We start from the raw sequence: 13,171 nt of genomic DNA, 5'->3' as shown, positions 1-13,171 counted from the left end.
CACAAAACCCCGCCGGAGCCAACTTCGGCGGGGTTTTTCGTTCCCGATATTCAGATTCTACCGAAAACTGATTTTCGGAAACAGGCTTTTTTTCGGGGCAGCTTTTGGGCCAACTTTCTCGTCAATCGCCGCCGCAATTTTTTTGGCAATCTCGCCATAGGCCTTGGCATGGGCACCATCGGGGTCGGTATCGACAATCGGTTTGCCGTCATCCGCGCCAAGGCGAATTTTCAAATCCAGCGGGATCTCACCCAAAAACGGCACACCCAGCTCTTCTGCTGCTTTTTTCGCCCCGCCATGATCGAAAACATGTTCGATATGGCCGCAATTGGTGCATTGGTGATAGCTCATATTTTCAATCAGGCCCAGAACCGGCACATTGACCTTGCGGAACATGTTCAGGCCCTTGCGCGCATCCAGAAGGGCAATATCCTGCGGGGTTGACACAATCACCGCCCCTGTCACCGCCACCCGTTGCGTCATCGACAATTGAATGTCGCCTGTGCCCGGCGGCATATCGACCACCAGAACATCCAGTTCCCCCCAATCGGTATCGCGCAATAATTGTTCCAGCGCCCCCATCGCCATCGGCCCGCGCCAGATCACCGGTTGTTCCTCGTCTACCATAAAGCCGATCGACATCAGACGGATGCCATAGGCCGAAGGTGGCGTCATGCGGCCCTGTTGCGTTTTTGAGGGGATCGGTTTGGCACTGCGCAATCCCATCATGCGCGGTAAGGACGGACCATAAATATCGGCATCGAGCAACCCAACCTTTAACCCCTGCGCGACAAGGGCGAGGGCCAGATTGACCGAGGTCGTCGATTTGCCTACCCCACCCTTGCCCGACGCCACCGTGATGATGGAACGGACACCGGGCAATTCGATCTGGCCCTGCCCCGGTCCCTTGGCCGGTGCGTGTGCATGACCGTGACTGTGTCCGTGTCCGGCACCTGCCGGGGCTGCCGCCGCCTTGTCCGACCCGCCGGGACGTTCGGCCGTCAGGGCGACACGGGCAATTGTGACCCCGTTCACACCGGCCACCAACCGTTCCGCCTCCTGCCGCAAATCTTCCAAAGCTGCCCCGCGCGATGGATCAACACCGATCATCACGGTGACATTTTCACCATGAATATCAATACCTTGAACCATATTTTTTTCGATGATATTTTTTCCGTCCAGCGGGTCTGTCACTTGGGTCAGGGCCGACAGGATCTGGTCACGGTTTGGCGAGGTCATATTGCGGTCTCCGATTTTTGGCTTATGTCCGTGATCATACAGGACAGATGGGCGCGTATCGTTGTTTTGCGACGCAAGCTGTCCTATAAGGCTGGGGGGCCGGACGCATTATGTATGTGTCTTCTGTTTGTTGTGAAAGGGAGAATTACCGAAAAGAAAAACTTTGGCGCGGGGAACTGTACCAGAATTTTCTGTTTCACCCTGATGTTTCCAACGGCAAATCATTGAAAAGAGTTTTGTTTTTCAAAATGGTCGTTGAAAACATGTCACAGCAAAAATACATCCATAATGAGTCCGGGCCCGGACACAGCTTTTTTAAAGACACACCAAACGGCAAGAAGAGGAAGACACTCGATGCCTTGGAATTCACAAGGGGGCGGCGGCCCCTGGGGCGGAGGCGGCAACGGCGGTAATGGCGGTGGCCAAAATCCGTGGGGCAAACGCCCTCAGGGTGGCGGCAGTAACACGCCCCCCGATTTTGACGAAATGATCCGCAAGGGACAGGAACGCCTGAAACGCCTGTTTCCGGGTGGCGGCAGCTATAAGGGATTCGCGCTGATTGGCATTGCCATCGTCGGGATTTGGCTGCTGACCGGCTTTTACCGGATTCAGCCGGGTGAACAGGGTGTGACACTTCTGTTTGGCAAATGGGTTGGCACCACCGGACCGGGCCTGAATTATTTTCTGCCCGCGCCGATTGGCGAAGTCATGAAACCAAATGTCGAACGTACCAACCAGATCGGTGTCGGTTATCGTGATGCCGGTAACGGCTTGCGCGATGTACCAGAAGAAAGCCTGATGCTGACCAGTGACCAGAACATCATCGATATCGATTATGTGGTTCAGTGGCGCATCAGCGATGCGGGTGCCTTCCTGTTCAATATCCTTGATCCGGAAAACACCATCAAACTGGCATCCGAAAGTGCGGTGCGCGAAGTGGTTGGCCGCACCAATCTGGGCGAAGCCCTGACGATTGGTCGTGTTCGGGTTGAAGAACAGGCACGCATCCTGCTTCAAGGTATTCTCGACGGGTATCAGTCCGGTATCGCGATTGCCGAAGTCAAATTGCAAAAGGTAGATCCGCCGTCAGAAGTGATCGATTCGTTTAACGATGTGCAGCGTGCCCGTCAGGACCGTGACCGGTCCCAGAACGAAGCCCTTGCCTATCGAAACGATGTCATCCCACGCGCAAAGGGTGAAGCCGAACGCCAGATTCTTCAGGCCCGTGCCTATAAGGATCAGGTGGTCAAGGACGCACAAGGTGAAGCCGGTCGTTTCATCTCGGTTTACAATTCCTATGCGACGGCCAAAGACGTCACCACGACCCGTCTTTATCTCGAAAGCATTCAGGACGTTCTGAAAAATTCGGACAAGGTCATTATCGACCAGAAAGCCGGTGACAGCGCCAATAGCGTTGTGCCGTATCTGCCGTTGCCCGAAGTTCAGAAACGCGCGCAATCGGGAGGAAATAACTGATGGCAAGCCCGAAACTTATTGCCGCAGCCGTTGTTCTGGTGGTTGCCGGGATTGTGGCGTCGATGTCGGTTTTTACCGTCCGACAGGATCAGCAGGCGCTGGTATTGCAGTTTGGTAATCCGGTTCATGCTGTTTCCGAACCCGGTTTGCATTTCAAACTGCCGATCCAGAATGTCGAAATTTACGAAAAGCGCGTTCTCGCCCTTGATCCGCCGGTACAGCAGGTTTTGCTGTCGGATCAAAAGCGCGTCAATGTTGACAGCTTTGCCCGCTGGCGGATCGTCGATCCGTTGCAGTTCCGCCAACGTGCGCTCACGGTACCGAACTTTGTCCAGTTGTTTGGACAACGCCTGAATTCGGTTATCCGGGGTGAACTCGCACAGGCTCCGCTGACGCTGCTTTTGTCAGACAGTCGTGCGCGGGTCATGGAACGCATTCTTGCAACCCTGGCCGAACCGGCAACCGAATTTGGCGTTGAATTGATTGACGTTCGGATCGGTCGGACCGATTTGCCCGAAGAAACATCGCAGGCGGTTTATAACCGTATGCGGTCAGCCCGTATTGCCGAAGCATCGCAATTGCGTGCCGAAGGCGAGGAAATCAAGGTTAAAACCCAAGGCGAAGCCGACCGTGAAACGATTGTCATCATTTCCGAAGCCCGTCGCCAGTCTGAAATCCTTCGGGGTGAAGGCGATGGAGAACGCAACATAATTCTGGGTGAAGCCTATGGCCGCGACCCGGAATTCTTCGAGTTCTATCGGTCGATGCAGGCCTATCGCGAGGCTTTCGCAAGCGGCTCCACCATGGTTCTTTCACCTGATTCAGAGTTCTTCCAATACTTTAATCAGCCAAGACCCCAAGGTAGCCGCTAGACAAATCATCAAGGCGACCGGCATAGTAGGCCGGTCGCCTTTTTGATTCATAAAAAACGCCCGGAACGTCCCTGCTCATGAAAGAACTTGCCACCGCCCTTCTTCTGGCCATCGCGCTGGAGGGGATGTTCTACACGCTGTTTCCCCGGGGGGCGAAACGGGTCATGGAACTTATGCAGGAAATCCCTGAAAACCAGTTGCGCATTGGCGGTCTGATTGCCGCAGTAGCCTGCGTTGCCGCCATCTGGTTCTTGCGTTTTTGGGGGCAATAAGGTGCACAACAGCCAAAACGGGCCTGCAAAAACCGGCAACCATCAAAATGACGGCATTTTATCCGTTTTTTTCTTGGCTTTGCCTTTTTTCCGCCAAACTCGGTGCTAACTTGACCCTATGCAATGTTTTGACATTGCATATGCCAGTCATAACCCCGTGAACGCGGCAACCAACAGGATCTTAAACATGCTCAAGGCACTTTACAGCCCGGCGCGCAAAAAAATTACGGCTGCGCTGGTGATTGTTCTCTTTGGTGTAACGGGTATTGCACAACCGGCACTGGCCCGCACGGCCCCGGACAGCTTTGCTGATCTGGCCGAACGGCTGCTGCCTGCTGTTGTCAATATCTCGACAACCCAGATTTCAACGCAGCAACAGGGACCTGACTTTCAGTTCCCCCCCGGATCGCCATTTGAAGACCTGTTCCGCGATTTCATGGAACGCAATGGACAGGGTCAAGGCCAAGGGCAACCGCAACAACGCCGCGCCACGGCGCTGGGGTCGGGCTTTATCATTTCGGCCGATGGTTATATCGTCACCAACAACCATGTGATTGATGGTGCTGATGAAATTTCGGTGCGCCTGCAAGAAGGCGAAACCCTTCCGGCGACCCTGATCGGTCGCGACCCGAAAACCGATGTTGCCCTTTTGAAGGTCGAACCGAAATCCGATTTGCCCTTTGTCTCATGGGGTGATTCCGATACCGCCCGTGTCGGCGAATGGGCGGTTGCGATCGGCAATCCCTTTGGTCTTGGCGGAACGGTAACCGCCGGGATCGTATCGGCCCGCAACCGCGATATCAATCAGGGCCCGTATGACGATTTCATCCAGACCGATGCTTCGATCAACCGGGGCAATTCCGGTGGCCCCCTGTTTAACCTTGATGGCGATGTGATTGGCATTAACAGTGCGATCTATTCCCCGTCGGGCGGGTCGGTCGGCATTGGCTTTGCCATTCCGTCTGCCATTGCCAGATCGGTTATCGATCAGCTTAAGGAATATGGACGGACCCGTCGTGGCTGGCTGGGCGTGCATATTCAGACCGTGACCGACGACATCGCCGATTCGGTTGGTCTTGACAAATCGACCGGTGCGATGGTTGCCGGTGTGTCCGAAGAAGGCCCGGCGCAAAAGGCCGGGATCAAGCAGGGTGACGTCATCCTGAAATTTGATGGCAAGGATGTCGAGAGCATGCGCCGTCTGCCGCGCATCGTGGCAGACACCAAAATCGGCAAGGATGTTGATGTGGTGATCTGGCGCGACGGCAAGCGTGAAACGCTTCAGGTTGAACTGGGCGAACTGGAAGAAGACATTGTTGCCACCAGTGCGCCTGAAACCAGCGAACAAAGCCCGGCCAGCACCGAAGAATCGGCGATTGCGCCCCTTGGTATCAAGGTCGCCAATATCAGCGAAGATTTGCGTAGCCGCTATAACCTTGCCGAAGGCACCGAAGGCGTCATCGTCACCGAGGTCAATGGCGACAGCTATGCCGCTGAAAAAGGGGTTCGCCCCGGCGATATCATCATCGAGGCATCGCACAAATCGGTAAGCTCGGTTGATGAAGTCAAAACGGCGGTCGATACCGCGTTGAAGGACGACAAACGCACCATCCTGATGTTGATCGAAACATCCGCGGGCCCGCGTTATTTCGGCCTGACGCTGACCAAGCCGGAATAGTCCGGTCTCTGATCTGATAGCAAAAGGGCGGCTCCTGCACGGGCCGCCCTTTTAGTGTTCTGCGATTATTTTGCAAACTGATCGCGCCGGTATCCTTGCAGGAACAAAAGTGCTGTCAGATCGCCATGATTGATGCAAATGCGGGCCTTTTCCTGCACCGATGGCTTGGCATGAAACGCCACCCCGGTCCCGGCCAGCTCAATCATCTGCAAATCATTGGCACCATCGCCCACCGCAATGGCATCTGCCACGGTAATCCCTTGCTGTGCGGCCAGTTTTTCCAGCGCATCCACCTTGGCCTGCCGATCCAGCACCGGTTTTTGCACCTTTCCGGTCAGTTTGCCGTCATAGGTGATCAGGACATTGGCCTGATCAAAATCGAAACCCAACTCGCGGCGCACCGCCGATGTGAAAAAGTCAAACCCGCCCGATACAAGCGCGCAAAATGCCCCGCCCGCCTTCATCGTCGCCACCAGTCCCTGCGCCCCGCCGGTATATTCCACCGTTTTCCATGCTTCATGCAGCATATCGGCGGACATCCCGGCCAAAAGCCCGACCCGTTCGTCAAGGGCGGCCTCGAAATCAAGTTCGCCATTCATCGCACGCGCCGTAATCGCCGCCACATGGTCCTTAACCCCGGCAAAGGCCGCCAGCTCATCAAGGGTTTCGCCAGTGACCATCGTGCTGTCCATATCGGCAATCAGCAATTTCTTGCGCCGGGTCGCGGCAATCTGGGTCACAGCATCGGCGTTCAGCCCAGCCCCGGCCAGCACGGCATCGGCATCGACCAGCGTGATCCCGCCAAAGGGAATATCGCAGGCCTCCTCAACCGCCAGCCAGTCGGTATCACCAATTTGCGCCCCGGACCCGCGCAGCACGGATTTTGCCTGCTCAACGATGTCAGCAGACAACGCACGGGAATTCGGGGCGGTGATCAGGGTGAGGACCAAATCCATGAAACGGGGGCTCCTGCCAAGGGCAAAGGGTGATTTCCATGCCGCTCTTTATCTTAATTGCAGCCTGCAATGACAAGGAAAGTTTGATCCATCCCCCGAACATCTTCATATTAAACCGAACCGGGCCACACAAAGGAGGCCGAAATTGTCTGAAAACCTGCAATTCCCGAACTACAGTGAATGACCAATAATCTTTTTAAACCCGTCCTGATCGTCGCCGGACCAACCGCCAGTGGCAAATCCGCCCTTGCCCTTGATCTGGCCGGTCATTTTGACGGTGTGATCATCAATGCCGACAGCATGCAGGTTTACAAGGAACTTTGCGTGCTGAGCGCAAGACCCGACGCCACCGAGACCGCCCGCGCCCCGCACCGGTTGTATGGGGTATTGTCCGGACGCGAAGCCTGTTCCGCCGGGAAATGGCGCGACATGGCTTTGGCCGAAATTACCGAATGTCATGTGCAGGGCAAATTGCCAATCATAACCGGCGGTACGGGTATGTATCTGAACGCCCTTTTGAATGGTATTGCCCCGATTCCCGATGTGCCTGCCGCAATCCGCGATGAAGTCACCGCCGATCTTGCCACGCTGGGCCATACGGCATTTTTTGAAAAACTGCAAAGCCGTGATCCGGAAACCGCCACCACCCTTGACCCGGCCAATACCCAGCGCCTGATCCGGGCGGCCGAGGTGCTGGCCGCCACCGGTAAGGGCCTTGCGGCATGGCACCGCGAACCGATCTTGCCCCCGCCACCGGGAATGGTTTTTCAAAGCTTTTGCTATATGCCGCCGCGCGATGTGCTGTATGCCCGCTGCGACCTGCGATTTAACAAAATGATCGAACAGGGCGCGATTGACGAGGTGCGCGGATTATTGGCCCTTGGCCTGCCGGAAACGGCACCGGTGATGAAAGCCGTCGGAGTCCGCGAAATTTCAGCATTTCTGGCGGGTGAGATCACATTGGATGACGCCTGCGACATGGCGCGACGCGAAACGCGCCGTTATGCCAAACGGCAATTGACGTGGTTTCGCCACCAGTTACCGGGCAAAATCACCCTTGATGCGCAATATTCGGAAAGTTTGTCCGAGGAATTGCGCAATCATGTTCACCAATTTTTGTTGACCACGCCAAAGTGAGGCGATAGGTTGGCCCTTCCGCTAGGGAAATGGCGGAAAACCGCCATTTCGGCGGCTTTTTCAACCCCAATCAATGGGTGGACGATCATGTTTCAATCACGCGGTTATCACGCGACACGTTGTTGTCGCTAGTCAGAGGCTCGGAAAATCATGGCAGAACGTATAATGAATGGTTCGGAAGTAGTGTTGCAGGCCCTTGCAGATCAGGGTGTGGAAGTCGTATTCGGCTATCCCGGCGGCGCTGTGCTTCCGCTATATGACGAGATCTTCAAACAGAATCGCATCCGTCACGTTCTTGTCCGCCATGAACAGGCTGCCGTGCATGCCGCCGAAGGTTACGCCCGTTCGACCGGCAAGGTCGGTGTTGTGCTGGTGACCAGCGGCCCGGGTGCCACCAATGCCGTCACCGGCCTGACCGATGCGTTGATGGATTCCATTCCGATTATCTGCCTGACCGGGCAGGTGCCGACCCACCTGATCGGTAATGACGCCTTTCAGGAAGCCGACACCACCGGCATCACCCGCCCTTGCACCAAACATAATTATCTGGTCAAAACACCGGAAAAGCTGGCACGCACCCTGCACGAAGCCTTTCACGTTGCGTCCAGTGGTCGCCCCGGCCCGGTGGTGATCGACCTGCCCAAGGATATTCTGGTTGGCAAGGCGCCTTATCTGGAGCCCGCACAGGTTCAGCACCGCACCTATAATCCGGTGGTCAAGGGCGACCGCGCCGATATCGAACGCGCCATGGCGCTTTTGGCGACGGCGAAAAAACCGATCCTGTATTGTGGCGGCGGCGTGATCAATTCCGGTGCGCAGGCCTGCAAGCTTCTGACCGAATTTTCCCGGATGACCGGCGTGCCGGTCACTCTGACCCTGATGGGACTGGGTGCCTATCCGGCATCGGACAAGCAATATCTTGGTATGCTGGGCATGCACGGCACCTACGAAGCCAATATGGCAATGCATGATTGCGACGTGATGATCGCAATCGGTGCCCGTTTTGACGACCGTGTGACCGGCAATCTTGATTTCTTTTCGCCCGGTTCACAGAAAATCCAGATCGATATTGATCCCAGTTCGATCAACAAAAACGTGCCGGTCGATATCGGCATCATTGGCGATGTTGGTCATGTCCTCGAAGACATGACAAAAGTCTGGAAAGCCAAGCAGTACAAGATCAATGCCAAGGCGCTGGACGGCTGGTGGAAGGAAATCGACCTGTGGCGTGAAAAACGTTGCCTGTCCTACAAACAGCCCAAGGACGTGATCAAACCCCAACATGTGATCCGCCGCATGCACGCCCTGACACGGGATCGCAAGACCTATATCACCACCGATGTCGGACAGCATCAGATGTGGGCGGCCCAGCATTTCGGTTTTGAACATCCGCATGAATGGATGACATCCGGCGGGCTTGGCACCATGGGCTATGGCATGCCTGCGGCGATGGGGGTGCAAATCGCCCATCCGGACGCCACTGTCATCTGCTTTACCGGCGATGCGTCGGTGATGATGAATATTCAGGAATGCGCGACGCTTAAACAATATCACCTGCCGGTCAAAACCGTGATCCTCAATAACCGTTATATGGGCATGGTCCGGCAGTGGCAGCAATTGCTGCATGGGTCGCGTTATTCCGAAAGTTATAGCGAATCCCTGCCCGATTTCGTCAAGCTGGCCGATGCCTTTGGCTTTACCGGCCTGACCTGCAAGGACCCGGCCGATCTTGACGCTGTTTTGCAACAGATGCTCGACATTGATGGTCCGGTGATCCTTGATGTTGCGGTTGATGACAAGGAAAACTGCTTCCCGATGATCCCGTCTGGCAAGCCGCATAATGAAATGCTGCTGGGCGACGAAACAAACGAGGATCAGGCCATCGATTCCGACGAGGGCATGGTTCTTGTTTGATCCACAGGGCGCAACCGCGCCCGACGGGCCATACAGACGCATTTTCTTACATTCTGACACAGGCCGGGCCGGTCGCGACATTCAGGTCGCCCGCCCGCGCCGCAGCGGAGCAAGACCGTGAAAGAAACCGAAATTTCAAAACACACCATCTCTGTTCTGGTGGAAAACGAATCGGGCGTACTGGCACGGGTCATCGGCCTGTTTTCGGGCCGGGGCTATAATATCGAAAGCCTGACCGTCGCCGAAGTCGATGCCGTTCATCACAAATCGCGCATTACCGTCGTCACCTCGGGCACCCCGATGGTGATTGAACAGATCAAGGCGCAATTGTCGCGTCTGGTGCCGGTCCACAAGGTTTCCGACCTGACCCTTTCCGGGCCGTGCGTCGAACGGGAACTGGCACTGGTCAAAGTCATTGCCACGGGCGAAAAGCGCGTGGAATCCCTGCGTATTGCCGATATTTTCAAGGCGCGCGCAGTGGACGCAACCAATAATTCCTTCGTTTACGAAATCATCGGCAGCACCGAGAAAATTGACGCTTTCATCAAATTGATGGAACCTCTCGGCCTGTCGGAAATTTCACGCACCGGTGTCGCGGCGATTTCGCGCGGCACATTGACGATGTGAATTCGTCGCATCCCGGCATGTGTCGGGATGCGGCATCCACCACCATGATCCATCCGCCACGTTCAACAGATAAAACGTGGCTCAACGTCCAGGGGTATCGAAAGATGCGTGTTTATTACGACCGCGATGCAGATGTTAATCTGATCAAAACCAAAAAAGTCGCCATCATTGGCTATGGTTCGCAGGGCCACGCCCATGCGCTGAACCTCCATGATTCCGGCGTTGCCGAAGTTGCCGTTGGCCTGCGCGAAGGGTCTTCGTCGCGCAAGAAAGCCGAAAAAGCCGGCCTGAAAACCATGACCCCGGCCGAAGCCGCCGCATGGGCCGATGTTGTCATGATGCTGACCCCTGACGAACATCAGGCCGCCATCTATGCCAGCGAATTGCGCGACAATCTGAAACAGGGTGCGGCTTTGTTGTTTGCCCACGGCCTGAATGTGCATTTCGGCCTGATCGAACCGCGTGCCGATCTTGACGTCATGATGATCGCCCCCAAAGGCCCCGGCCATACGGTGCGTTCCGAATATGTGCGCGGTGGCGGTGTTCCCTGCCTTGTTGCGATTGAAAAGAATGCTTCGGGCAATGCACTTGAACTTGCCCTGTCATACGCATCGGCGATTGGTGGCGGGCGTTCGGGCGTCATTGAAACCAGTTTCCGCGAAGAATGCGAAACCGATTTGTTCGGTGAACAGGCTGTTTTGTGCGGCGGTCTGACCCAGTTGATCAAATACGGCTTTGAAACCCTGACCGAAGCCGGTTATGCCCCGGAAATGGCCTATTTTGAATGCCTGCACGAAGTCAAACTGATCGTCGATCTGATGTATGAAGGCGGCATGGCCAATATGCGTTATTCGATCTCGAACACCGCAGAATATGGCGATTATGTCACCGGCCCGCGCGTCATCGACCCGTCGGTCAAAGTGCGCATGAAAGAAGTCCTTGCCGACATTCAGGAAGGCAAATTTGTGCGCGATTTCGTTCAGGAAATGCATTGCGGCCAGCCGATGTTCAAGGCGACCCGCCGCCTGAATGCCGAACACGAAATCGAAGAAGTTGGCGAAAAACTGCGCGCCATGATGCCGTGGATCGCTGCTAACAAGCTGGTGGATAAAGAAAAGAACTAAGCCTTTCCGGTCTGGTCCTTTGACATACAAACGGCCGTCCCGATGGGGCGGCCGTTTTGTTTTTCGGGACTGAAATCAAATCATATGATCCCGAATTGATGTAGATTTTAAAGGCCAGTCCGCGTAATTCTGGCCTTTAAAACTTCACCTCAAACACGAGCATCCAAATGTCGGATTTTATTGATATCGCCCCCGAAGTCGCCGCCGCCCTTGCTGCGGGCAAGCCGGTTGTCGCCCTTGAATCCACCATCATTTCGCATGGCATGCCTTATCCGCAAAACCTTGAAACCGCGCAACTGGTTGAACAGGATGTACGCGATCACGGGGCGGTTCCGGCCACGATTGCGGTGATTGCCGGGCGTTGCAAGATCGGCCTGTCGCCCGCCGAACTGAAATATTTTGCGCAAGGCCAGGACATTCTGAAACTGTCGCGCCGCGATATTCCCTATGCGATTGCCCAAAAGCGCGATGGGGCGACCACCGTATCGGCCACGATGATTCTGGCTGATCAGGCCGGGATCCGGGTTTTTGCCACCGGCGGCATTGGCGGGGTTCATCGCGAACTGGGCACGACATTTGATATTTCCGCCGATCTGACCGAACTGGCCCGCACCAGCGTTGCCGTGGTCTGCGCCGGGGCCAAGGCGATTCTTGATATCCCGATGACGCTGGAACATCTTGAAACACTGGGTGTGCCGGTGATCGGTTATGGCACCGATGAATTCCCGGCGTTTTACACGGTCAAAAGCGGCCAGAAAGCGCCGTTGCGCCTGGACAGCCCGCAGGATGTGGCGCATTTCCTGAAAGCCAAATGGGAATTTGGGTTGGCGGGCGGAGTCGTCATCGGCAATCCGCCGCCCGCCGACAAGGCATTGGCGCTGGAAGCCATTGAACATGCGATTGACTCGGCGCTGGTCGAGGCAAAGGGCCTGAATATTCATGGCCGCGACGTCACCCCGTTCCTGCTGGAACGGGTCACACAACATACCAAGGGCAAAAGCCTTGAGGCCAATATCGCGCTGGTGCGCAACAATGCCTGCCTTGGCGCCCAAATCGCCGTGGCGATGGCCGCAGGGTAAAACAGCGATCATCATTAACTCGTTGATTTTATGTAATTTTTGAGCGAGCGCGGGACAAAGATCAAGTTTTTTTCAGATTTTTTGAAAAAAGTTCTTGATTTGTTCTTTTCATCGTGGCATAACAGAAAAGTCAAGGGGATAAATCCGCCCGGACCGAAACCCGCAAGGCCTTGTGCCTTGCGGGTTTTTGCGTTTGGGCCAGAGGAAAGAAATGATGATGCAGCGATACATTGACAGACAGATCGAAAGGCGACCCCGTAAGACGATAACCGGCAGGTGGAAAAGTCATTACGGAGGCCCTGCGCGGGTCCGCTAACCCGGCCATTTGTCAAGACGCCCGAGTTGCGTCTTGTCGGTGGCGTCCTGCCCGGATCGTACCGGGAGCCATCCGGCCTTGCCGGGGGTGGCAGGAGCGGGGGACCGATCCGTTGGTGAGGCTGACGGATGCCCAAGGTGCGCCTTGTGGCTGGCCGTGCCTGCCCGGATCGTGGCGGGAGCCAGTCGGTCTTGCCGGGCGAGTTGCACGGCGGGCGGAGGCCCGAAGTGTGTCCGGTTCCCGTCGTGGTGACGGGAAAGACGGGTTTTGACCGGGCCGCCTTGTGGCGGGGCCGGTTGGCGCGGGGCGGAAGCCCGGCGACGGAAGGAAGACCCAAGCTTGCATTTTCGGATGCGGCTTGTGAGGCAGACGGGGGTATGGGCGCCATATCAGGTACCCCTGATGGAGCCTCGCCAAAATCCTACGGGGGTAGTCCGTCTTGTGTGCATCGGTCCTGCCCGGTTGGCGATTTGGGGGCTGT

At 55.9% G+C, this 13,171-nt stretch carries 12 protein-coding genes; 10 read left to right on the top strand and 2 right to left on the bottom strand.

The window, feature by feature from the left end; genetic code table 11:
- Positions 1-57 precede the first annotated feature (57 nt).
- Entirely contained in the window at positions 58-1,239 is a 1,182-nt protein-coding gene (locus tag Q8O73_RS09635) for an Mrp/NBP35 family ATP-binding protein (RefSeq protein ID WP_305557942.1), read from the bottom strand.
- A 354-nt stretch (positions 1,240-1,593) separates the two neighbouring features.
- Here Q8O73_RS09635 and hflK point away from each other — a divergent pair, with 354 nt between their 5' ends.
- The 4 genes from hflK (at position 1,594) to Q8O73_RS09615 (ending at position 5,537) form a co-directional block, all read left to right on the top strand.
- A complete protein-coding gene (gene hflK / locus Q8O73_RS09630) occupies positions 1,594-2,715 on the top strand; it encodes an FtsH protease activity modulator HflK (RefSeq protein ID WP_305557941.1) in 1,122 nt (373 codons plus the stop codon).
- Positions 2,715-3,587, top strand: a complete 873-nt coding sequence (gene hflC / locus Q8O73_RS09625; RefSeq protein ID WP_305557940.1) for a protease modulator HflC — start codon at positions 2,715-2,717, stop codon at positions 3,585-3,587. Before hflK ends, hflC begins: the two co-directional genes overlap by 1 nt.
- Before the next feature lie 77 nt (positions 3,588-3,664).
- A complete protein-coding gene (locus tag Q8O73_RS09620; protein WP_305557939.1) occupies positions 3,665-3,859 on the top strand; it encodes a DUF2065 domain-containing protein in 195 nt (64 codons plus the stop codon).
- A 187-nt stretch (positions 3,860-4,046) separates the two neighbouring features.
- Complete coding sequence (locus Q8O73_RS09615; RefSeq protein ID WP_305557938.1) at positions 4,047-5,537, top strand: DegQ family serine endoprotease; 1,491 nt, start codon at positions 4,047-4,049, stop codon at positions 5,535-5,537.
- 65 nt (positions 5,538-5,602) lie between these two features.
- On the opposite strand, the gene serB is transcribed toward Q8O73_RS09615, so the two are convergent.
- Entirely contained in the window at positions 5,603-6,493 is an 891-nt protein-coding gene (gene serB, locus Q8O73_RS09610; protein ID WP_305557937.1) for a phosphoserine phosphatase SerB, read from the bottom strand.
- Between the two features lie 180 nt (positions 6,494-6,673).
- Here serB and miaA point away from each other — a divergent pair, with 180 nt between their 5' ends.
- The 6 genes from miaA to Q8O73_RS09580 all read left to right on the top strand — a co-directional run.
- Complete coding sequence (miaA, locus tag Q8O73_RS09605; RefSeq protein ID WP_305557936.1) at positions 6,674-7,630, top strand: tRNA (adenosine(37)-N6)-dimethylallyltransferase MiaA; 957 nt, start codon at positions 6,674-6,676, stop codon at positions 7,628-7,630.
- A 150-nt stretch (positions 7,631-7,780) separates the two neighbouring features.
- Complete coding sequence (locus Q8O73_RS09600) at positions 7,781-9,544, top strand: acetolactate synthase 3 large subunit (protein WP_305557935.1); 1,764 nt, start codon at positions 7,781-7,783, stop codon at positions 9,542-9,544.
- Positions 9,545-9,661: 117 nt separating this feature from the next.
- Positions 9,662-10,171 (top strand): acetolactate synthase small subunit, encoded by a 510-nt coding sequence (gene ilvN, locus Q8O73_RS09595; protein ID WP_305557934.1) that lies wholly within the window; start codon positions 9,662-9,664, stop codon positions 10,169-10,171.
- Positions 10,172-10,275: 104 nt separating this feature from the next.
- Entirely contained in the window at positions 10,276-11,295 is a 1,020-nt protein-coding gene (gene ilvC, locus Q8O73_RS09590) for a ketol-acid reductoisomerase (protein WP_305557933.1), read from the top strand.
- A 167-nt stretch (positions 11,296-11,462) separates the two neighbouring features.
- Complete coding sequence (locus tag Q8O73_RS09585) at positions 11,463-12,374, top strand: pseudouridine-5'-phosphate glycosidase (RefSeq protein ID WP_305557932.1); 912 nt, start codon at positions 11,463-11,465, stop codon at positions 12,372-12,374.
- A 453-nt stretch (positions 12,375-12,827) separates the two neighbouring features.
- Positions 12,828-13,171 (top strand): hypothetical protein (locus Q8O73_RS09580; RefSeq protein WP_305557931.1); only part of this gene is annotated, 344 nt, incomplete at its 3' end.

Source organism: Thalassospira sp., assembly GCF_030690045.1.
GTDB lineage: Bacteria > Pseudomonadota > Alphaproteobacteria > Rhodospirillales > Thalassospiraceae > Thalassospira.
Note: the sequence above shows the minus strand (reverse complement) of the source record. Positions and strands in the feature narration are given on the sequence as shown.